Origin of the sequence: Myxococcus sp. RHSTA-1-4 (genome assembly GCF_020037125.1) — a bacterium.
Taxonomy (GTDB): Bacteria; Myxococcota; Myxococcia; order Myxococcales; family Myxococcaceae; genus Myxococcus.
In genome coordinates this window covers 50375-72092 of sequence record NZ_JAIQDG010000048.1, presented here as the reverse complement: position 1 = coordinate 72092, position 21718 = coordinate 50375, and the positions used below count along the sequence as shown (strand labels likewise).

17 protein-coding genes and 1 CRISPR repeat array are annotated in these 21718 nt (G+C 70.1%); of the genes, 6 read left to right on the top strand and 11 right to left on the bottom strand.

Features of this window, described 5'->3' with window-relative positions:
* Positions 1 to 202: 202 nt before the first annotated feature.
* Positions 203 to 2969: direct repeats of the CRISPR family, unit length 36 nt; unit sequence GTGCTCAACGCCTTCCGGCATCACGGCGAGCGGGAC.
* 333 nt (positions 2970 to 3302) lie between these two features.
* The 8 genes from K8638_RS40550 to K8638_RS40515 all read right to left on the bottom strand — a co-directional run bounded on the left by K8638_RS40550 (position 3303) and on the right by K8638_RS40515 (position 12920).
* Positions 3303 to 4778, bottom strand: coding sequence for an SAVED domain-containing protein (locus K8638_RS40550; protein WP_223760126.1), 1476 nt, complete (start codon positions 4776 to 4778; stop codon positions 3303 to 3305).
* Between the two features lie 9 nt (positions 4779 to 4787).
* On the bottom strand, positions 4788 to 5651 hold the full coding sequence (locus K8638_RS40545) for a CBASS oligonucleotide cyclase (protein ID WP_223760125.1): 864 nt from the start codon (positions 5649 to 5651) through the stop codon (positions 4788 to 4790).
* Positions 5652 to 5728: 77 nt separating this feature from the next.
* The gene (locus K8638_RS40540; RefSeq protein ID WP_223760124.1) at positions 5729 to 6571 is read right to left on the bottom strand and encodes a serine/threonine-protein kinase; all 843 of its coding nucleotides are present in this window, start codon (positions 6569 to 6571) and stop codon (positions 5729 to 5731) included.
* 15 nt (positions 6572 to 6586) lie between these two features.
* Positions 6587 to 7393, bottom strand: coding sequence for a sigma-70 family RNA polymerase sigma factor (locus K8638_RS40535; protein WP_223760123.1), 807 nt, complete (start codon positions 7391 to 7393; stop codon positions 6587 to 6589).
* A gap of 5 nt (positions 7394 to 7398) precedes the next feature.
* A complete protein-coding gene (locus K8638_RS40530; RefSeq protein ID WP_370644237.1) occupies positions 7399 to 9798 on the bottom strand; it encodes a protein kinase in 2400 nt (799 codons plus the stop codon).
* A 17-nt stretch (positions 9799 to 9815) separates the two neighbouring features.
* The gene (locus K8638_RS40525; protein ID WP_223760122.1) at positions 9816 to 10625 is read right to left on the bottom strand and encodes a carbohydrate ABC transporter permease; all 810 of its coding nucleotides are present in this window, start codon (positions 10623 to 10625) and stop codon (positions 9816 to 9818) included.
* Positions 10622 to 11500, bottom strand: coding sequence for a carbohydrate ABC transporter permease (locus tag K8638_RS40520; protein ID WP_223760121.1), 879 nt, complete (start codon positions 11498 to 11500; stop codon positions 10622 to 10624). Before K8638_RS40520 ends, K8638_RS40525 begins: the two co-directional genes overlap by 4 nt.
* A gap of 136 nt (positions 11501 to 11636) precedes the next feature.
* Positions 11637 to 12920, bottom strand: a complete 1284-nt coding sequence (locus tag K8638_RS40515) for an ABC transporter substrate-binding protein (RefSeq protein ID WP_223760120.1) — start codon at positions 12918 to 12920, stop codon at positions 11637 to 11639.
* Positions 12921 to 13145: 225 nt separating this feature from the next.
* Here K8638_RS40515 and K8638_RS40510 point away from each other — a divergent pair, with 225 nt between their 5' ends.
* The 4 genes from K8638_RS40510 (at position 13146) to K8638_RS40495 (ending at position 17205) form a co-directional block, all read left to right on the top strand.
* On the top strand, positions 13146 to 13565 hold the full coding sequence (locus tag K8638_RS40510) for an STAS/SEC14 domain-containing protein (protein WP_223760119.1): 420 nt from the start codon (positions 13146 to 13148) through the stop codon (positions 13563 to 13565).
* Positions 13566 to 13682: 117 nt separating this feature from the next.
* Complete coding sequence (locus K8638_RS40505) at positions 13683 to 14093, top strand: STAS/SEC14 domain-containing protein (protein WP_223760118.1); 411 nt, start codon at positions 13683 to 13685, stop codon at positions 14091 to 14093.
* 462 nt (positions 14094 to 14555) lie between these two features.
* Entirely contained in the window at positions 14556 to 15845 is a 1290-nt protein-coding gene (locus tag K8638_RS40500; RefSeq protein WP_223760117.1) for a cytochrome P450, read from the top strand.
* Between the two features lie 304 nt (positions 15846 to 16149).
* The gene (locus tag K8638_RS40495; protein ID WP_223760116.1) at positions 16150 to 17205 is read left to right on the top strand and encodes a fatty acid desaturase family protein; all 1056 of its coding nucleotides are present in this window, start codon (positions 16150 to 16152) and stop codon (positions 17203 to 17205) included.
* Between the two features lie 16 nt (positions 17206 to 17221).
* Here the strand turns inward: K8638_RS40495 and K8638_RS40490 are convergent, their stop codons facing one another.
* Positions 17222 to 18205, bottom strand: a complete 984-nt coding sequence (locus K8638_RS40490) for a DUF4846 domain-containing protein (protein WP_370644238.1) — start codon at positions 18203 to 18205, stop codon at positions 17222 to 17224.
* 321 nt (positions 18206 to 18526) lie between these two features.
* Here K8638_RS40490 and K8638_RS40485 point away from each other — a divergent pair, with 321 nt between their 5' ends.
* Entirely contained in the window at positions 18527 to 19117 is a 591-nt protein-coding gene (locus tag K8638_RS40485; RefSeq protein WP_223760129.1) for a CDP-alcohol phosphatidyltransferase family protein, read from the top strand.
* A 4-nt stretch (positions 19118 to 19121) separates the two neighbouring features.
* Here K8638_RS40485 and K8638_RS40480 read toward each other — a convergent pair whose 3' ends face one another.
* Together K8638_RS40480 and K8638_RS40475 are read right to left on the bottom strand one after the other, a co-directional pair.
* Positions 19122 to 19349 (bottom strand): hypothetical protein, encoded by a 228-nt coding sequence (locus tag K8638_RS40480; protein ID WP_223760114.1) that lies wholly within the window; start codon positions 19347 to 19349, stop codon positions 19122 to 19124.
* Positions 19350 to 19418: 69 nt separating this feature from the next.
* The gene (locus K8638_RS40475) at positions 19419 to 20153 is read right to left on the bottom strand and encodes a bZIP transcription factor (protein ID WP_223760113.1); all 735 of its coding nucleotides are present in this window, start codon (positions 20151 to 20153) and stop codon (positions 19419 to 19421) included.
* A 193-nt stretch (positions 20154 to 20346) separates the two neighbouring features.
* On the opposite strand from K8638_RS40475, the gene K8638_RS40470 reads away from it, so the two are divergent.
* Complete coding sequence (locus K8638_RS40470; RefSeq protein ID WP_223760112.1) at positions 20347 to 21699, top strand: hypothetical protein; 1353 nt, start codon at positions 20347 to 20349, stop codon at positions 21697 to 21699.
* Positions 21700 to 21718: the final 19 nt, after the last annotated feature.

Genomic DNA, 21718 nt, shown 5'->3' with positions numbered 1-21718 from the left:
AGCGCGCGCAGCTCCCCGCGTAGCCATTCGGCCTCGGGACGCCATCATCGGCCAGGGTGGCGTCCCGGAGCCGGGCTTGAGGGGCATCACGCACCCGACGGCTCGCATGCTCCTGACGGATGCCCATCAACCAGCCGGCTTGCTCGCCCATCAGCAGGAGTGCGCGTCAACAATCCACGGGCTTGAAGCGCAGGGGCAGGCGGTGCTCAACGCCTTCCGGCATCACGGCGAGCGGGACCACCGCGGGGAAGCCCTCCTTCGAGACCGTTGCAATGTGCTCAACGCCTTCCGGCATCACGGCGAGCGGGACCTTGGGGTTGGCCATGCCGGAGATGCCGGCTTCGTGCTCAACGCCTTCCGGCATCACGGCGAGCGGGACTCCGCTACCTCCAGGCGGCCCCGGCCCAGGTGCAGAGGTGCTCAACGCCTTCCGGCATCACGGCGAGCGGGACAACGCAGCGGCCGGGGGATGCCGGCGAGGAGAAGCGTGCTCAACGCCTTCCGGCATCACGGCGAGCGGGACCTGGACGGGGTGACCGACAACCTCGCCAAGGGCTTCGAGTGCTCAACGCCTTCCGGCATCACGGCGAGCGGGACCAAGGTGTCGGACTACGGGCTGAGCGAGCTGGAGCTGCTGTGCTCAACGCCTTCCGGCATCACGGCGAGCGGGACGTGACTGTTTTCCAAAACAGGGCAGGTACAAGGAGTGCTCAACGCCTTCCGGCATCACGGCGAGCGGGACCGAGGACGACTCTCCTCCCGTGTTCTACTCACCGTGCTCAACGCCTTCCGGCATCACGGCGAGCGGGACAGGGCAAGAAGGCGGCGGCAGCAGCGGAGGTGGAACGGTGCTCAACGCCTTCCGGCATCACGGCGAGCGGGACAGTGCCATTGGCGCCAACCTGGCTGGCAGTCGGGAGTGCTCAACGCCTTCCGGCATCACGGCGAGCGGGACCAACCTGTCTGCTTCTGGTGACCTGTTCCGGTTGTGCTCAACGCCTTCCGGCATCACGGCGAGCGGGACCGAGACACCCAAGCCCGAGTCCCTGGAGATCCGCACGTGCTCAACGCCTTCCGGCATCACGGCGAGCGGGACTTCCGACGAACAACGCCACGCTGCACTGGGACAGGTACAAGTGCTCAACGCCTTCCGGCATCACGGCGAGCGGGACGCGAGCGCGCCGAATCCTGCGAGGAGCCAGTGCTCAACGCCTTCCGGCATCACGGCGAGCGGGACGACGAGCCCGAGTTCATCTATGACGGCAAGCGCCTGTGCTCAACGCCTTCCGGCATCACGGCGAGCGGGACGGCGGTGACGTCCGCGCACAGGGCCCGGGCCCCGGTGAGGTGCTCAACGCCTTCCGGCATCACGGCGAGCGGGACGGTGGCCTTCCTGACCATCAAGGTGGTTCTCGACAGGTGCTCAACGCCTTCCGGCATCACGGCGAGCGGGACCCTTGGGGATTCCATGTGACGACATGGAGCCCATGCCGTGCTCAACGCCTTCCGGCATCACGGCGAGCGGGACGGGGCGCTTTCGACGGGTGGTGGTGCGCGGTCAGGTGCTCAACGCCTTCCGGCATCACGGCGAGCGGGACCACGCCCAGACGCCCGCGCAGAGCTGGGGAATCAGGTGCTCAACGCCTTCCGGCATCACGGCGAGCGGGACCCGCCAGCACCCAGCCAATATCCGGCCACTCCACCAGTGCTCAACGCCTTCCGGCATCACGGCGAGCGGGACCGAAGCCCTCGCGAGGGTGCTGAACCACTGCGAGTGCTCAACGCCTTCCGGCATCACGGCGAGCGGGCCCCCACGGCCTGCGCGCCGACGCACAGCAGTATCATGGTGCTCAACGCCTTCCGGCATCACGGCGAGCGGGACAGCCCGAAGCTCGCCGCGCCCAACGGTCCCCACTCGTGCTCAACGCCTTCCGGCATCACGGCGAGCGGGACGGCGCGTAGCGCGGACTCTCCTTCCACCCCTCCAAGTGCTCAACGCCTTCCGGCATCACGGCGAGCGGGACCGTGGCCGTGGTGTACGCGCCCAACGGCACCCCGTGCTCAACGCCTTCCGGCATCACGGCGAGCGGGACCCAGAGCCATCCGCACCATGCGGTAGTCCTTCTCCTGGTGCTCAACGCCTTCCGGCATCACGGCGAGCGGGACCCGACGCGCTGTCCGGCGGCATCAGGTTCTTCATGGCGTGTGCTCAACGCCTTCCGGCATCACGGCGAGCGGGACTTACCTCTCTACTGAGATGTGGTCTGCCCTCAGAGGTGCTCAACGCCTTCCGGCATCACGGCGAGAGGGACACCCTTCAACCAGGAGCATGCACCCATCATGAAGAAGATGTGCTCAACGCCTTCCGGCATCACGGCGAGCGGGACTCACGTTCATGCGCCGTCACTTGCACGCAAAGAAGCAGTGCTCAACGCCTTCCGGCATCACGGCGAGCGGGACCCTCTTCATTCCGACGAGCTTCAAGGAGATGATTTGTGCTCAACGCCTTCCGGCATCACGGCGAGCGGGACTCAAGCGGGGCGAGGGCGACCCGTTCGCGACGGCCAAGTGCTCAACGCCTTCCGGCATCACGGCGAGCGGGACGTGGGGCGCGTTGCGCTCCACCAGCTCCGCCGCGCGTGCTCAACGCCTTCCGGCATCACGGCGAGCGGGACTGGCAGAGTGTATGCGTATCGACGGGCGTCCCTTCGGGTGCTCAACGCCTTCCGGCATCACGGCGAGCGGGACTCACCAGCCGCCGTGCCCTGCATAACCGCAGAATTGTGCTCAACGCCTTCCGGCATCACGGCGAGCGGGACGTCGGCATTCTCGCCGTGGCTGCCATACTGGAGGACAAGAGTGCTCAACGCCTTCCGGCATCACGGCGAGCGGGACTTCTGGGCGAAGAGCATCACCTCCCGCTCTTCGGTGAGGTGCTCAACGCCTTCCGGCATCACGGCGAGCGGGACAGCCCCTCCAGATTCCCTCGTGTTTCCAGCAACTTACCTCCCCCCTTTTCAAGCACCCCCGACCTTCTACGCGGACTTCGCGTCCCATGTCCATCCCACATCCTCCAACCCCATGAAACTCCTGGGCTTTTCCCCATTCATGCACCTATGCGGTTGCCAAAGAGCACCCAACCCCACGGAAGCACAGGGCTTTTCCCCACTTTCCCACCGCTCCCACCGCCGCCACGCCGAGGTGCTTGATTCCACGCTCCCGCGCCCCAAGAGCCCAAAGGTACCCCCAGGCCCCACCCGCCACGACAGCCCCACGGGGCAACACGCCCCACCCAGGGAGCCTCACCCCGTCTCCAGCGTCAGCGCGGGAGCATACCCGCCCGCCACGGTGCGCTCATACGCCACCACCGTCCCCACCGCGTTGAGGCGTTGCCCCAGGAACAGGCAGCAGCTCGCCGGAGCGTAGAGAAGGAGGTGCGTCACCCCGGCCCGCCACCGCGCGCGGGCACGACGGAGAAGCTCCCGGGCCTCGACCGCGAAGGCCACCGCGTCACCGGCCGAGCCCACCGCCCCGTCCCCCGGCCCCGCTTCCGGCTCCAGGAACAAGACGGCCCGGAACGCACCGGGATGCTCGGCCTCGAAGCGCTCCACGTCCGCGCGCGCGTCTCCCGTGAGCTGGAGCACCACCAGCAACGCCCGCCCCTCGGGAGCCCCCTCGCGCTCGGTGGCCCGCAGCCGGCGCGCCGAGCGCCCCGCGTCCGAGCGCCAGAGGAACGTCTCCCCCCGGGTCGGCTGCTCGGCGCGGAAGCGGTAGCCGCCGGCCTCCGGGAAGTGGAACCCCACGGCCAGCACCGTGCTCAGCGGCAGCTTGCCCCGGAAGTCGATGAACGTCCCATCCGGCCGGTCCGCCAGCCGCTGGCGCGCGGCGAGCAACTCCGGCAGCAACCGCCCGCGCCAGGTGTCCTCGTCCGGCACCGAGCGCGTCTCCCGGTGGAAGTGCGCCGTCCAGTCCAGCTCCACGGTGGGAGGCCGCTCCCAGGCGCGGCGGGCCCAGCCATGAATCCACAGCCCCACGCCGGGCGCCTCCTCGCGAGGCGCGAGCAGCTCCCGCGCGTGAATGAAGCCCTGGAGCGACTCGCGGGTGAGGCACTTGGCATCCCCACCCTCTTCAATCCACCGGCGGACTCCATCCAGGGCAATCGCCCGCGGGCCCATGCCCCGGCGCAGGCCGAGCCGCCCCATGCGCTCGTCCACCTGCTCCTCCATGTCCGAGATGCTCCCGAAGCCCAGCCGCAGGCGCAAATCCCGGCAGAAGTCCCGCAGCGTCTCCCGCGTCACCCCGAGCTGCCCCTGCCAGCCAGCCAGCCTCCGCTTCAGCGCGCTCCGGGGCGGCGGGTCGAAGAAGGCCTCACCGAGCCGGTAGTCCGCGCCCTGGATGCAGCGGCCCAGCTCCGCGTCCGTGCTCCAGTTGCTCACCAGCCACACCTCCACGGGCGCCAGCGCGCGGAGCTTCCGCCAGCTCTCGAAGAGCTTCTGAAGCAACGAGCGGCCCGCGCCCGACGGCGGCAAGGCCGCGAGCCCCTCCAGCGAGTAGACGTCGCGGTGGTCGACGTGCCACTTCACCTGCACGAACCGGCTCACCGCGCCGGAGCCGGGCCGGGCGTGTAAGGTAACGTCATCGGCGGCGCCCGCCTCCGGGTGCTCGACGAAGGCGGACTCGAAGGGGCAGTCCTCGTCGAGGAGCCGGAGCACCTCGTACCAGCTATACAGGTGCTGGTAGCGGTCTCCCTCCAGTCGGGATGCGCTCTGCTCACCCATGACGTGGAGTCAGCGCTCCCGGTACTCGTTCCCGAAGAAGGCCCGCAGGCGCGCATGGGCGTCCCCGGGCCGGCTGTCCCGCTCCTCTCGCGCGAGCCGCAGCGTTCGAGCCGCGCCCATGAACAGGTTCCGGGCCGCCTCCCGCTGCCCATCGGTCATCCGCGCGTCCACGTTCGCGCCCAGGCCCGCGGGGTCGGGGCACGGCTGCATCACCCGCTGGACCAGATAGCCGAAGAGCGCCTCGAGCCCCTCCAGGTATCCCACTGGTGGCGAGGAGAACGCGGTGTAGCTCATGGCCTCCAGGTGGAACGAGCCCAGCGGGCTGGAGCCCTGCTGCCGGTTCCAGTGCTTCACCGCCTTGATGAGAGGCTTGAGCTTCTTCCCCGCGCGCTCGTTGAACTGCGTGCTCAGCTCCTGGTGGCGCCGTGGGTTGGTGCGAATCCACCGTCCCGTGTGCCGCTCGGGGATGAGGTAGACCTCCTGCGGGCCGGGGAGCTGCCAGGCTGGCACCACGTCGAACTCCAGGCCCGACGTCGTGAACTCCAGGTGCACCGAGTGCTGCTGGAGGATGGGCAGCTCCTTGTTGGGCCACGCCGCCTTCAGCGCCTGCCGGACCCGCTTGAGGGCGGCGTCGGGAGTCTCGGACGGCGTGGAAGCGACGTCCCCGAGCACGACGAAGATGTCGATGTCGTGCAGCGGCCGGATGGCGGTGTGGCGGCTGTAGGAGCCGGACAGGAAATCAGTCTTCTGCCTCAGCCGCTGGCGCAGCTCCTCCCGCACCATCGTGTGCTGGCGGCTGACCTCGTCCCGCTGCCGGTCCGTCAACTCCAGGGATTGAATGAACAGCTCCAGGGCCTCGGCCACGCTCCCCATGTGCGCGCTCCTTGCGTTTCAGTCCACAAGGGAGGACGCCAAAGGGCACGGGGAGCCATCGCGGCCGTGTGCATTTTCTACGTGCGCCCGGCCAGCACCTCCGCCAGGGAGGGACGCCGCTCGGGCTTCTTCTCCAGCATCCGGGCCACCAGCGCCCGCGTCCTCTCCGGAGCCCGCCCCTCCAGCAGGTGCAGCGCGGGCGGCTCCAGCAGGTGCTGGAACATCAAGTCCTTCTGCTCCGGGCCCGTGAAGGGCGGCCGGCCGGCCAGCATCTGGAACCAGAGGACTCCCAGCGCGTACACGTCCACCCGGGAGTCCACGCTCTTGGAGCGGACCCACTGCTCCGGCGCCATGAACTCCCCGGTGCCCAGCAGCGCGCTGCCCGCGGTGGACACAGGCAGCGCGGAACGCAGCGCCCCCTCCCCCGCGATGCGCTTCGCGAGCCCCAGGTCCGCGAGCTTGACCTCCAGCGCCCCCGGCTCCCGCCGCGCCACCAGCACGTTCGCGGGCTTCAAGTCGCGGTGGACCAGGCCCTTCGCATGAAGCGCCGCCAGCACGTCGGCGAGCTGCCGGACGACACGCGCACCGTCCTCGGCGGGAAGGCGCCCTCCCGCGCTCGCGAGCACCTGGTGCAGGTCCACCGGCAGCCACTCCAGGACGATGAAGGGCGGACCATCCGCGAGGACTCCGGAAGACACCGCCGTCACCAGGTGCGGGTGCCGCAACTCCTGGAGCGCCTGGGCCTCGTTGAGGAAGCGCGCCACCACCTCCGCGTGCACGCACCACTCCGGGTGCAGCACCTTCACGGCCACCGGCTCCCCGCTGGCGGTTTGGCGCCCCTCATGAACGTCACCCGTCGCGCCCACGGCGACGCGGCGGACGATGACGTACTCCCCCACTCGCGTTCCCGGCGCCAGCACGAAGACCTCCTCCCACTACGAAGAGCCGGACGGCCGGAGGGCCCTCAACCGTTGCAGCCAGTGCAACATGCCCCGCAGCTCCTCCGTGCAGGCCGGGTGCGCCTCGGCGAAGGCGTCAGGGTCCACCACCTCCCCCGCCTCGCATCGCCGCAGGTAGCTGAGAAACGCGGCGTCCGCGGCATTGCGGACCGCGACCTCCTCGGCAGACGCCTCGGGCGCCTCGCCTTCGCCGCCCGCCATGCGGTGCCGGAGCGTCCTCACGCCTCGCTGCATCAGCGATTCGACCGAAATCCTGCTCCGCCCCATGAGGTTCGCGACCTCGGCCGCCGACATCCCCCGCAGGTGGAAGTGCGTGAGGGCATCGCGCTGGTCGTCGGGGAGCGCGTAGAAGTTCTTCAGCAGCTCGCGCCACTCCTCCTGCCCGGAGGCGAACTGGCTCGGGCTCCGCTGCGGCGCGCGCACCGTCAGGGCCTCGTCGGTGTCCAGGGAGACAGAGCCCGAGGCCCCACGCTTCTGGCTCCGCGCCTCCCGGACCCGCTTCACGGACTGGGAGAGGACGACCTGCTTGAGCCACGCGAACCACTCGCCCTCGCTGTTCCCCTGGAAGGTGGCGAACTTCTCGAACGCCCTCAGCGCCGAGTCCTGGACGATGTCCGAGGGACGCGTCCCGACCGACGGGTCCAGCGCGGCACGCCGCGAGGCCCACGCGTCCAGCGCCGGCTGGCACCGGCGGAACAGCTCCTCCAGCGCCCCTTCTTCCCCAACCCGAGCCCGGAGGAGCAGCTCCTCGAAGGACAGCTCCGACAGGGGACCCTTCTCCATGCTCATCACTCTTCACCCACGCCCTGGCAGCCCAGGGCCTTGAAGCGCACGTCCTCGCCGTCCCTGGCCAGGAAGTCCAGGACCAGCTGGCAACCCTCATCGTGCAGCCGCGCCGCCTCCTGGCTCTCACCACGCTTCCGCGCCAGCGCCTCGGAGCCGAGCAGGGCCTGGGCGAGCGCGAGGGCATAGCGCTTGTTGGGAGTCTCTCCCTGACGCAGGGCCTGCCCGTGCTCACGTGCTTCGCGGTAGCTTGCCCCGGCGGCCTCGAACTCCCCCCGCGAGGTCTGGAGCGCGCCGAGCTCAACCAGGGTCCGGGTCAAGACCCAACGACTGAACTGGTCCCCCGGACTGGCCTTGACGTTGGGCTGGGTCAGGTCGAGTGCCCTCTGGAGACGGCCTTCCGCGACCTCCACCTCCGCCATCTTGCGCGCCACCTCCCCACGGGAGCAGAGCGCGAGCGCGAGGAGCGCATCGTTGTAGGCGCCCCCATTCCGCTCGAACAAGGCAATGGCGCTGTCATACAACGCGGCGGCCGTCCCAAACTTGCCCTGGCTCAGCTCCAAGTCGGCCAGCTCCGAGTAGCTCACGGCCAGGGTCCGCTGGCGGTCCTCTTCACTCTCCCACCGTGTCTCGGAGCGCTGCATCAACGACAGGGCCTCGGAGAAGTGCATCGCGGCCTGCTCCCAATGCCCCCTCGCCAGCGCCACCTTCCCGCGCTTCGAGTGGTTCAAGGCCAATTGGTGGAGGAAGTGCCCATCCCCAGGCCGCGCCTCAAGACCCGCGTGCAGTTCCTCCAGCGCGGCGCGAAGGAAGCCGTCCGCCTCGGCGAGCGTCCCATCGTACCAGGCAAGGTCTCCCAGGCGATGCTGGACATCAATGAGGGCCTCGCGCGTCCCCGGCTCTTCCCGCGTGCCAGCGAGCAGCCGGGCCAGGGTCCGCTGAAGCTCCTTCCTGCGCGCATCGAGCGTGTCGGGAAGCCGGCTGAGCTTCCAGTCACGGTCGCGGGTCAAGTCCTTCGCATCCTCGACGACCTGCTGAAAGCCCTCATCCGCGCGCCGCCGCTCCTGCCATGCCATGAGCATGGCGAGGAAGAGGACCAGGCCCGCCACCAGCGAGGCCCCCCAGAGTCCCCGCCGGCGCCAGACGCGCCGTCGCTCCAGCCGCTCCGCGGTCTGGAGGAAGCGTGTCGCCAGCGGGCTCACCTTCCGGGCCAGCGGACCCTCCCGGAGCGACGCGGCCAGCCCCTCACGGTAGTGCGCGAGCAGCGCGCCCATGGGAAGCCCTTCCTCTGGACACCGCGCCTGCTCCCAGGCGTGCGCGGCGGCCTCCAGGTCCGCGTGGCGCCCGAGCAACGCCCGCTCCTCCGCGAGCCAACCCGAGCGCGATTGCACCTCGTGGGGCAGCGTCTCCCGCACCGAGTCCACCCGCCGCCGCGCGGGCTCCTCGAAGTGCGCCGGCCCGGGGGCGGGACAGACCTCCTGCTCCTGCGTCCACGAGCGGCCAAGAACGTCCCCGCAGTCCGACATCGCCGGCCGCTCCGCGGGGTCCTTGGCGAGCATGGAGGCGATGAACGCAGAGAGGGCCGAGGGGAGCGCGGGCACGAGCTGCTTCAAGGGTGGCGCCTCGTCACGCAGGTGCGCCGAGATGACATCGACCGGGTCGGCGGAGACGAAGGGCGTGCGGCCCGCGAGCATCTCGAAGAGCAACACCCCCAGCGAGTAGACATCCGCGCGGCCATCCACGGTGGAGGCGCTCCGGAACTGCTCCGGGGCCATGTACGCGTACGTCCCGATGAGCGCCGACTCATGGGTATGGACCTGGGTGGTGGCGAGCGCCGCGCCCACCTCCGGCTTCAGCTTCGCGATGCCGAAGTCCAGCAGCTTGACGTGGTGACCAGAGGCAGCGGCCTCGTCGGAACAGAGGAAGACGTTCTCCGGCTTCAGGTCGCGGTGGACGATGCCCCGGGCATGGACCTCCACCATGATGCCGGCCACCTGCCGGGCGATGGCCAGCACCGCCTGGAGCGGCGCGGGAACGGGCTGGCCCTGCATCCACTCGCGTAGCGAGACACCCTCCAGACGCTCCATGGCCAGGAACACCGTGCCCTCCACCCGGTCGAAATGGAGGATACGCACGACACCTGGGTGTTGAAGCCGGGCCAGCGCTTGCGCTTCCTGGAAGAAGCGCGCGACGAGCTGTGGGTCTCCCGCCGCCTCGGGCGAGAGCAGCTTGAGGGCCACCTGCTGCCCCGTCTGCTCATGGACCGCGGCAAAGACCTGCCCCATGCCCCCGCTCCCGAGCAGGTGCAGCAGCCGGTAGGGGCCGACATGGGTGGGTGAAGAAAGACGCGGGATGGTAGCGATGGCCGGCTCCCCCCGGGAGCGGGAGAAGCCTGCCCCACCCAAGCAACCACCGTCCAGCCCTACTCCTTCACCGCCCCCGCCGTGAGCCCGGACACAATCCGCCGCTGGAACAACACGGTAAGCACCACCAGCGGCAGCGTGGCGACCACGGAGGCGGCGGCAATCTCTCCCCAGGGCTCGCGGTACTCGCTGGCGAACAGGCTGATGGCCACCGGCACCGTGCGCTTCTCCGGCGTGGACAGGAACGTCAGCGCGTAGAGGAACTCGTTCCACGCGAAGATGAAGACCAGAATCGCCGTCGTCGCCAGCCCCGGCGCCGCCAATGGCAGCAGCACCCTCCGGAACGCCTGGAACGGCGTGCACCCGTCCACCCTCGCCGCCCGGTACAGCTCGTCCGGCAACTGCCGGAAGAACGACGTCAGCACCCACAGCGTCAACGGCAGCGCGAACGTCGCATACGGCAATGCCAATCCAATCAAACTGTCCCGCAGCCCCACCGCGCGGAGAATCAGATACAGCGGGCTCACCGTCGCAATCGGCGGGAACATGCTCACCGCCAGCGCCGCGCTCAGCAACAGCCCCCGCCCTCGGAACTCCAGCTTCGCCAGGGCGAAGGCCGCCGCCGCGCCCATCGTCAGACAGAACGCCGTCGTCAGCGCCGCCACCAGCAGCGAGTTCGCCACCACCCGCAGGAAGGGCCGGCCCCACAGCACGCTCGCGTAGTTCTCCACCGTCAGGTGCGAGGGCCACGGCCGCGTCAGCTCGCCATCCGGCCACAGGCTCGTCAGCACCTGCCAGAAGAACGGCCCCAGGAAGAACGTGAGGAACGCCACCACCGCCAGCGCCGTCCCCAGCCCCCGCTGCTTCATCGCGCGCCCTCCTCTCGTCCCAGCAGCCGCAGCCACACCAGCGCCAGCAACACCACGCACAGGAACGTCGCCACCGACAGCGTGCTCCCGTACCCGAAGTCTCCCGAGCGCATCAGCGTCTTGTACGCGTAGATGCTCAGCGTCTCCGTGGTGTTCGCGGGCCCGCCCTCCGTCAGCACGTAGATGGCGTCGAACACGCGGAACGCATCCAGCGAGCGGAACAGCAGCGCCAGCAGCAGCGCGGGCTTCAAGAGCGGCAGGGTAATCGACCGGAACGCCCGCCACGCCGATGCGCCGTCCACCCGGGCCGCCTTGTAGAGGTCCTCGGGAATGCCTTGCAGACCCGCGAGCACCAGCAGCGCCACGAAGGGCGTCGTCTTCCACACATCCACCAGGATGGCCGCGTGCAGCGCGTACCCCGGCGCGCCCAGCCAGTTGATGTCGCTCCCCGGCAGCATCCGGTTGATGAGGCCGTACTCGGGATTGAACATCCACGCCCACAGCCTCGCGCTCACCACCGTGGGAATCGCCCACGGCACCAGCACCGAGGCCCGCAGCAGCCCGCGCCCCGGGAAGGCCCGGTTGAGCAGCAGCGCCAGCGGCACCGCCAGCAGCAGCTCCACCGCCACCGCCACCAGCGTGAAGTACGCCGTGTTCCCCAGCGCCGCCCAGAAGCGCGCGTCGCTCAGCAGGAACGCGTAGTTGTCCAGCCCCGTGAGCCGCCGCTCGCCGAAGACGAGGATGAAGCGGTGCAGGCTCAGCCACACCGCCGCGAGGATGGGGTACAGCGCCACGCCCGCCAGCACCAGCACCGCCGGCGCCACCAGCAGGTACGCCTGCCGGCGCTCCCGCTCCAGCGAGCCGCCGCCGTTCACGCGCCACCTCCCGGCGGACCGCACACCCGTCCCACCGCATGTCCCAGCAAGACGCCTCCGTGCACTCGCATCCGCGGCCGACGAGCCCTCTCGCGTGGCGCGCACCCCAGCGCCGCATCCAGCGAACCACCGCCACTCACTCGCGCACCCCCGTCAGGTGGTCCACCTGCCGCTGCGCCCGCTTCAGCGCCTCTTCCGGGGTCCGCAGCCCCGCCACCGCCGCGGAGAACTCGCTCTGCAGCACGTCGGAGATGAGGTTGTAGTACGGCGTCACCGGCCGGGGCCTCGCGCGCTCCACCATCTGCTTCAGGTTGGCGATGAACGGCTCCGCCTCACGCAGCCTCGGGTCCTCGTACACCACCGGCCTGGGCGGGTTGCGCGCGTAGTGCAGCGCCAGCACCAGGTTCGCCTCCGGCGACGTCAGGTGCGCAATCAGCCGCGCCGCCAGCCTCCTCCGCTCCGGCGACACGTGCGCATTCACCGCGAGCTGCCACCCGCCCAGCGTCCCCCACCCCGGCTCACCGCTCTTCGTCGGCAGCGGAGCAATGCCCACCTTCCCGCGAATGGGCGAGTCCGGCTTCTGCGCCTCGCTCCACGCATACGGCCAGTTGCGCATGAACACCGCGCGCCCCTCCTGGAACACGCGCCGCGCCTCCTCCTCGGAGAAGCCCGTCACCGTCCTCGGCGACACGCCGCTCTCCAACAACCCGCGCAGGTACGCGAGCGCCTCGCGCGCCGGCTCCGAGTCCAGCAGCACGCGCCCGCCCTCCCCGAGCGCCTCGCCCCCGTGCCCCCACAGCGCCTCGTACACGTTGCAGCTCAGGCCCTCGTACTGCCGCCCCTGCCATACGTAGCCCTGGAGGCCGGGCGCCTCCGCCATCGCCTCGCGCGCGAAGCGCTGCAACTCCTCGTACGTGCGCGGCGCTCGCGGCACCAGGTCCGTGCGGTAGTACAGGACGCCCACGTCCAGGTACCACGGCACCGCGTACGTCCGCCCATCCACCACCACCGCGTCCACCGGGCCGGGGAAGAAGTCCGCGCGCAGGCGCTCGGGCGGGAAGTGCTCGGACAGGTCCGCAATCCACCCCGCGCGCGCGAACTCGGGCACCCAGACGACGTCCGCCACCAGCACGTCGAAGTCGTCCGCTCCGCCCTCCAGCGCCGTGAGGAAGAACTGGTGCGCCAGGTCGGACGCGTTGGGCAGCGCCTCGGTGACGAGCTCCACCCCAGGATTCTCCCGCTCGAAGCGCGCCAGCAATTCGTGGAAAGGCGCCGGCGGCCCCCACAGCGGCTGATACTTGAAGACCAACCGCGTGCGGCCCGCCGCCTCGCGCGGCGCCTCCGAGCGACGACAACCGGACACACCCACGGCCAGTGCGATGAGGCCCGATGCGAGCAGGAGGGTGAGACGTCGGCCCATGAGGCGGGCATGACTCCAGCCACACACCACCCGGTCAAGGTGGCGTACACCCCACGGTCATCACGCCAACATCCCGCCGCGGCGTTCTGACTCCCGCAATCCCTGTGCATGTTGGGAAAGCAGCACGCATGGAAGGCCCCGACCCGAGAACACTGGCGGAGGTTGCGTTTTGATGGGAGGCGGGCGCTATCCTCGCACTCAATCGCATTCATCGAGGGGGACGTCATGCAGAAGCAGGATGAACTGAAGTACGGCGAGCACCACGCCCATTTCGAGCCGCCGGACACCCTGGTGGCGACCTTCAACGGACTCATCAGCCTGGACGACGTGAAGCGCACGTCCCAGCTCTACCGGGAGACCTTCGAGCGCCACGGGCAGTACTACTGCATCGCCGACATCGGCCGCTCCCAGATTGACACCGCGGGCCGCCGGTACCTCTCCGACAACGGCCGCTCCGAGTGGTTCCACGCCGTCATCTACGTGGGCGCGGACATGGTGCAGCGCACCTTCGGCAAGGCCATTGCCCTGGCCATGCTCTTCACCGGCAAGTCGAGCTTCGAGACCGTGTTCGTCGCCACGCTCGACGAGGCCCGCGCCTGGGTGGCCCAGCACCGCACCGCCCGCCAGCAGAAGAAGACGGGCTGAGTCCCCTCCCCGTCCAGCAAGCAGACACCCCGGAAGCCCGCGTTCCCTTGGTAAAACGAGGATCTCGCGTCCGCCGGGCGTGAGCGCTATGCTGTGATGGATTCCGAAGGGAGCGTCATGCAGCAACAGGAGTGGAAGTTCGGCGCACACGTGGTGCGCTACGAGCCACCGGACATCGTGGTGGCGACCTTCTCCGGGCCCATCAACCTGGATGAAATCAAGCGGGCGGTGGAGGTGTACGGCGAGGTCGCCAGGCACGGCCCGTACTACATGATCGCCGACATCGGTCAGTCCCAGCTCGGAGCGGAGCCCCGGCGGTACCTCTCGGAGAATGGCCGCGCTGACTGGTTCAAGGGCGCCGTCTACGTGGGCGCGGACATGGTCCAGCAGACCTTCGGCAAGGTCATCTCGCTGGGCATGCTCTTCACCGGCAAGACGCGCTTCGAGACCACGTTCGTGAAGACGATTCCCGAGGCTCGCGCCTGGGTCGAGCAGAACCGCATCAAGCAGCGGAAGAAGAACGGCTGAGGCCCGAAGGCCTCGCCTCTCCCCAGCTCCCCGCCAGGCCCATTCCGGGGCCTGGAGGCCGGGGGACCCGGGTCGCTGACGTCCCGCCCACCTCGCCTGGATGAGTCCCAACCGCCTCGCGCGGGGTGGCACCCCCATGCCCCGAGGTCGCAACGTCCGTTGAGAAGCCTTCTCGTTATCGCGAAAAGCGAAGCAATTCCGGGACTTGCTGGACTGTTGAGGCGTCACCAAAAACCCGTGACGGTGAAAAAATTCGCCCCCACTGGCTCAAAAGCCAGGAATTGTTGTATAGGCGGGCCTCCAGGGGAGCCATCTCCACGCCCAGGTGTCCTCTTTCGCTCGGGCTCCTCGTCTTTCCAGCCGTATCCCGTGCAGGGGCTGCCCCGCGGCACCCCTCCACTGCCAATCACCCCTAAACGAGCGTCGACCTGGGGGGGCTCGCTCGACCCGACGAGTCAAGCCATGCCCGTGACAGTGCAGAAGCAGGAAGAGACCGGTGTCCCCGCCCACGCTTCCGCGGCGGTGCGCTGCCCCCACCTGGGCGCGCAGTACAACCCGTTCGCCGGCCCCCACGTCTCCAACCCGCATGACTTCTTCGAGAAGTTGCGCAGGGACGAGCCCGTCACCTTCAGCCCCATGCTGAACATGTGGCTGGTCAGCCGCTACGACGACATCATGGCCGTGCTGAAGGACCCGGCGCGCTTCTCCAACCGGGACATGCTGGGCAGCGGCACCCACCTGACGGACGAGGCGAAGGCCATCCTCGCCCAGGGGTTCGACACCCGGCACGTGCTGCTGGGCATGGACCCGCCGGAGCACACCCGCCTGCGCCGGTTGATGAACCGCGGCTTCACCGCCCAGCGCATCAACGGCATGGCGCCCTTCATCCAGAAGAAGGCCGAGGAGCTGGTGGCCGGGTTCGCCAACGACGGCCGCGCGGACCTGGTGGAGCAGCTCGCCTACCCCCTGCCGGCCTACGTCATCCTCGGCGTCATGGGCGCGCCGGCCGAGGACGTGTGGAGAATCAAGCGCTGGAGCGCGAACTGGCAGCAGCTCACCTTCGAGCACGTCCCCCCGGAGCAGCAGGTGGAGATGGCGAAGGGCGTCATCGAGTTCCAGCAGTACTGCGTCCGCCTCATCGAGGACCGCCGGAAGAACCCGCGCGAGGACCTCACCAGCTACCTGGTGGAGGTGGAGGCCGACGGCGAGGCCCTGACGATGGACGAGCTCATCATGGCCATTGGCGCGTCCTTCCTGTCCGCCGGCCACGAGTCCACCACCGCGCTGATGGCCAACACCTGGAAGCTGGCCCTGGAGCACGGCCTGTGGGAGCAGCTCCGCGCCGACCGCGAGCTGGTGCCGAAGTTCATCGAGGAGGGCAGCCGGTACGACTCCGTGCAGCACGCCATGATTCGCACCGCCCGCGAGGACGTGGTGGTGGGCGGGGTGAGGGTTCCGGCGGGCTCGCGCCTGATGCTCCTCTACGCCGCCGGCAGCCGGGACGAGTCGCGCTGCCCGTTCTCCAACAAGCTCGACGTGACGCGCGAGAAGGTGCCCCAGCACCTCACCTACGGCCACGGCATCCACTTCTGCCTGGGCGCCCCGCTGGCCCGCCTCCAGGTCCAGCTCACCACCAACGTCCTGCTGGACAAGCTGCCGGAGCTGAAGCTCGTTCCCGGCCAGGACTACGGCACCTGGCAGAGCATCGTCCTCCGCCAGATGAAGCACCTGAAGGTGGAGTGGACGCGCTGACGTAGCGCTTCCACCCCCGGCGGACACCCGGGCCTGGCGAGCCTCTCGGCCTCCAGGCCCTTTTCATGTCCGCCCTCCGGCGCGACGGAGCGGCCGGAGCCCACGCCCCCCGGTCGATTCAACCCACACAATCCGCGAAGCACAGGGTCTTTCGACACTCCCATTGGGTGTGGATTGACCCGATATGCCCACTTCACTCTGAAGTCCTTCCGGTCCTGAAAGAAAATTCTTGCCAGACTGACGCATTTCAGGCGAAAGAGTCGGAGTACACCCTGCTTTGTAGTGAAGCAGAAGGAGCCCCCCCATGTACGCCGAGGTAGTGGACGAGGCGGATGTCCAGTTCGCGCGCCGGGTCGACCGGAAGGCCCTTGCCGCCGTCACGCGCGAGATGTCCCAGGTGAGCAACGGCCGGGCGCTGTGGGCGCTGGCCTCCCAGTGGCTGGTCATCGCCGCGTCCTTCGCGTTCGTCGTCATGGTGGACCGCTGGTGGGCGTGGCCCATCGCCGCGCTCGTCATCGCCTCGCGGCAGCACGCGCTGCTGGCGCTGATGCACGAGGCCGCGCACTACCACTTCCTGTCCAACCGGACCCTGAACGAAGGGGTCAGCGACCTGCTCTGCGCCTTCCCGCTGAACATGACGACGGCGGGCTACCGCTACGAGCACATGCTGCACCACCGCTATGTGAATACACCGCAGGACCCGTACTGGGCCGGGCAGCAGGTGGACACGTCGTGGCACTTCCCGCGCACGCCGCTGCGCGCGACGCTGGTGTTCCTGGGCGACGCGGTGGGCCTGTACGCGCCCAACCACCTGAAGGTGGTGCTGCCGTGGACGTACTGGGGCCGCCTGGCCCGCCGCGGCCAGCCGGGGATTTCCGCGGCCGAGCACGCGCGCTACTGGCTGTACGTGGCCACGCTCGTCACCGTGCTGGTGACGACGGGCGCCTGGCTGCACTGGCTGCTGCTGTGGGTGATGCCCACGGCGACGGTGATGATGGCCTTCTTCCGCATGCGGGCGCTGGGTGAGCACCCCATCGACCAGGAGCCCCAGGGCGACGAGACGCGCGAGACGCGCGACGTGACGGGCACCGCGCTGGAGAACTTCTTCGTGGCCCCGCTCAACGTGAACTACCACCTCACCCACCACGCCTTCCCGTCCGTGCCCTTCTACAACCTGCCCGCCATGCACCTGGAGCTGGAGAAGGCCGGGTTGCTGGAGGACGGCGTGAACAAGTTCGACACGTACCTGGGCAAGGAGAACAGCCTCATCCAGTACCTCACGCGCGCGCCGGGGGCGTCCGCCGCCGTGGTCGCCGCCTCCCAGGCGGAGACGCTGCGGCAGCAGCCGCTGCACTCGTGAGCGCCAGCCCCGGTGCTCACGGGAAACGCCGCAGCGAGGACCACGGGAAGGGCTTCCAGAACGGCGTGGCCACCGCCTCGCCTTCCAGCGGGAACCAGGGCGCCGAGTCTCCGCCCGGGGAGAGCACGTGGAAGTCCTGCGCGGGCATGAAGCCCTGCCCCAGCAGCACCACCCGCCGTCCCTCGGCGTTGGCCGCCACGTCCAGCACCAGCACCGCGTGCCCCGGGCTGCCGCCCAGCACGAAGAAGTCCCCGGGCCGCACGTCCTCGCGAGAGGGACGTCCCTTCAGGGGCTCCAGTGACAGCGTCCCCGCGTAGTTGAAGACGAGGTCCAGGTACGCGCGGAAGGCGGCGCGCGAGGAGTCCGCGCCCGCGCTCCGCACCCAGGCCACCTTCGAGCCGGAGACGCGCGCCCTGTCTCCCGCCGCGTACTTCGGCCAGGAGGCCAGGTGCCCGCTGGTGAAGCGGTAGGCGATGCGCTCCCGCTGGTTGCTGGACCAGAGCCACTCCGCATGGAGCCGGATGACGGAGTCCGCGCACTGCTGGAGGTTGGCCGTGCCCACGTCCAGCTCCGCCACCGCCGCCAGCCGCGAGTCGCCGCCTGGCAGCACCTCGCCGCCACGGAAGTGGAGCACCGGCGTGCCCTCCGGCCGCAGCGGCAGGCCTCGCAGCCAGGCTCCGAACGAGCCCTGCTCCACCGGAAGCCGCGTGTACCCCTCCGGTGGCGCGAAGGTGGACTCCAGCGGGCGCACCTTCACGTCCGCGGACAGCCAGGCGTAGCGCGCCCGCTCGTCGCGCGTGGGCGCACGGGGCGCGGAGCCGCCGGACGTGGGCGTGGCCTCGGTGGAGCCCGAGTCCGGGCCGAGCACCCAGCGCCTCATGCCGAGGAAGGACTCACGGGCCGCCTCTCGCTCGGAGGGGGTGACGGGCGCGGCCACGGACGTCCCGGACGCGGGCGGCGCTCCCGAGGCCTGGACCGCGCCGGGAAGCAGCAGCGCCATCACCACGAGCCCCGGTATCACGGGCCTCCGCGTCCTGGAATGGCCACCCCCTCCTTCCGGCGAGGGTCCAGGGGAAGCGCGGGACAGGGAACGCTGGGGCACTTTCACGGGGCGGAGGCTCCGGTCGGGAAGGATTGCACGGGATGTGACGGTCCGCTGCTTGGAACATTCTCACGGCCCCGGAGTTCCATCGCGGGCTCCCGGCCGCGCACCTGAGCCGAGAGTCGAGGATGCCCGCCTGCCCCGAACCGGGGTCCGCCGCTGAACGCTCCTCCTCCGCTCCCCGTGCATCATGGCGGGCGAGTACGCACCTTGATGCATATGCACCGCCGGGCGCGCCTCGCACTGCTCAACATCTTGTCGCTGTCTCGCCTGCCCCTGGCGGTGTTGTTCATCATCATCCCCGACGTGGTGGTGCGCGCGGGCCTGGTGGTGCTGGCGGCCTTCACGGACTTCCTGGATGGGTGGATTGCCCGTCACAAGGGGCTCGCGACGCGCATCGGCGCGCTCATCGACCCGGTGGCCGACCGCGGCTTCATGGTGACGGCCATCCTCGTCTGCTACCTGGACGGGCTCATCGCGCTGCCGGAGGTGCTGCTGCTGGTGGTGCGCGACATCGGCACCGCCGTCGGCTTCGTCGTCGCCCGCGTGGTGCCGGGCCTGCGGCCGGTGGAGCTCAAGGCGCGGCTGCTCGGAAAAATCGTCACCACACTGCAGTTGATGACGCTGCTGTGCGTGCTGCTCTTCCCGCCGGTGGTGTCGCCGCTCGTCGCGCTCATCGGCGTGCTGTCGCTCGCCTCGGTGGTGGACTACTCGCGAGCCGTGCTGCGCGCGCGGCCGCGAGTCCCCCCGGACGAGGGACATGGCACGGTGGAGCGCCCACCGTCGTCCATGCCCACGGCGCGCAAGTAGGCTGTCAGCCCTGGGGCGGCGGCGCGGAGTCGGTGCCGTGGGACTCCGGCAGGCCCAGCGCGCGGGCCCGCTCCGAGGAGATGGCGGCGCGCTCGCCCTCGGTCATCTCCGCCCAGACCTCGTCCATGACGTCCAGCAGGGCGTCCTCGTCGGGAGAGCCGCCCTCCGGATGCCGCGCACGCACGAGCTGGAGCTTGCGCAGGAGCGCGCGATATCGGTCATAGGCCGTCATGATGGGAACCTCCCTCCCATGGACGAGCAAGAGACGTGCGACTGACGGAGCGTGGGCCGGCTCCCCGCCTCATCCCTCCGGAGCCGCCGCCGGCAACACGGCGATCTCCAGCGTCTGGTCCTGGCCCACCAGGTCCACCACGGCTCGCACCTGCTCGCCCTTCTCGAGCTGGCGCACGCCGATGCTTCGTCCATCGCGAAGCACCCGCGTGCTCGCATCCACGCCCAGGACCAGCGGCGCACCCTCCCCCAGGTCGATGACCACCTGGTTCGCTGAGACAGAGCGCACCACGCCCGTGTAGACGGCGTCCACCACCTCGGTGCCCTGCGGAGCAGGCACACCCGAGCCCGCGGGGGGCACGTCACTCACGACCGGGGCTCCCGTGCCCGCCGTTCCACTGCCGCCCGTGCCCGGAGCCTCGGCACGCGCGGCGCCGCCCGTCCCCCGTGCCGATTCGCCTCGCGCCGGGCCAGCCCGCGTGTCCCCGGTTCCCGTCGTGGCACCCGAGCCTCCCACGCCCGCCTCGGCCACCTGCGTGCGCAGCCGCGTCACCTCCTGCCGGAGCCGCGCCACCTCCGCGCTCAGCTCCGCCACGGTGTCGCGGAGGTTCGCGGCCTCTTCGGGAGACAGCGCCTGGCCACCCGCCTGCCGTCCTCCGGCCGTCTCCTGTGCCGAAGCGGAGGACACCTGCCCGGTTCCCCGCGCGCCCGCATCGCTGGACTGCGCCTCCGCCGAGCATCCACCGCACAGCATCAGCGAAAGCCCCATGATGCCCAGCACCGCCCAGCCAGCCTTCCGCAGCATGTGGCCCGGCCTCCCTTCCGCTTCAAAGGTGGGGACTTCCGGGTCCCGGACAACCACCCGCCCGTCCAGGACGCCCCGGGTCAGCGGAGAGCCGGCCAGGGCCTGGGCCGGCCGTGAAGTCGATGGGCTGACAAGCATTCGCCCGGACATCCCGGCGATAGTGCGGCTTCCTGCACTGCCCGGGAGCCGACCCATGGCGACAAAACGTTCCCAGCCCACGGCCAAGCCGACCGCCCCTCCGGCGGAGCCTCCGCGCACCGCGCTCCGCATCCACGCGCCCGACGCGTTGCCCGCGGCGGAGCTGCACGTGCTGCGCGACCTGAACGTGCTCCGCGCCCCCGTCACGGACCTGCTGGCGCCCGCGGGAATCCCGGCCGGCACGCCGCTGCGGCAGAACCGCTTCATCACCCAGGGCTACGTCGGCATCGCCCAGACGCTGCAAGGGCTGCTGGACCCGGACTTCCAGCCGGGCGGCGCCAGCCGCGTGCGCCCATGCTGGTTCGCCTTCGCGCCGCATGCCTCGCAGGAGGCCGGCAAGGGAATGCTCGGCGCGGCCATCGCCCGGCGCATCATCGACCTCGCCCAGGGAGAGTCCCTGCCCAGCGTGGCGCACGCGTATGACCGCGTGGGCCTCACCGGCTCCATGCGCGAGGGCGCGGAGAAGCTCTCCACCGCGCTGAGCTGGCACGGGCTGCCGCGAGACGCCTCCGCCGCGATTGGCGCGCTCGCGGGCGCCATGAACCTGGAGCCGCTGTCGGACCCGCGCACGCTCTGGTCCACCGCGCACCGCTTCGCGCGCCTGTTCTTCCAGGCGCCCGGCGTGCTGCCGCTCAACAAGGCCGAGGCGATGGCCCGCACCCTGGAGCGCATGCTCAACGAGGGCAACCTCGCCATCTTCACCGACATCGGAGGCGCGGCGCAGGCGTACCTCGCGTGGCGGCGGGGCGCGGGCGCCATCACCCCGGAGCGCGTGCTGCGCGAGTTCACCCTGCGCGGCGCCACGCCCCAGCAGGCGAAGCGGGCCCATGACGTGCTCGTCACCCGCACCCGCGAGCAGCCGGCACCGTCCGACTTCGCCAGCCTGCTGCCGGACGTGTCCGGCCCCAGCCTCGTGGTGGCGGGCTTCGCGCTCACGGAGGCCGCCCGTCAGGCCCCCGGCGGCGGCGCGCGCGACGCGCTCATCGCCATCGCCAACAACTGCTTCGCCTGGCGCGAGCAGCACGACGCGGTGCAGCCCGCCTTCACTCCGCCCGGGCGCCTGCCGGACGAGGTGTCCCGCCCCGAGCTGACACAGGCCCTGACGCCGCTGCTGCGCCTGCAACTGGGCTCGGTGATGTGGAACTTCTCCGACTACGCCGCCACCCAGCGCGACCGCGACTCCAACCCGCTCACCTCCAAGCCCACCGAGTACAACTGGGCCGGCTTCGAGGACCGCTGGCCCGCCATCCTCACCGCCTTCACCCTGGGCTACCGCGACCCCACCGCGCTGTGGGCCCTGCCACAGCCGCTCGTCCCCGCGGACAGCCCGCTGCTCGACCTGGCCTGACGCCCGCGCGAGGCAGGCA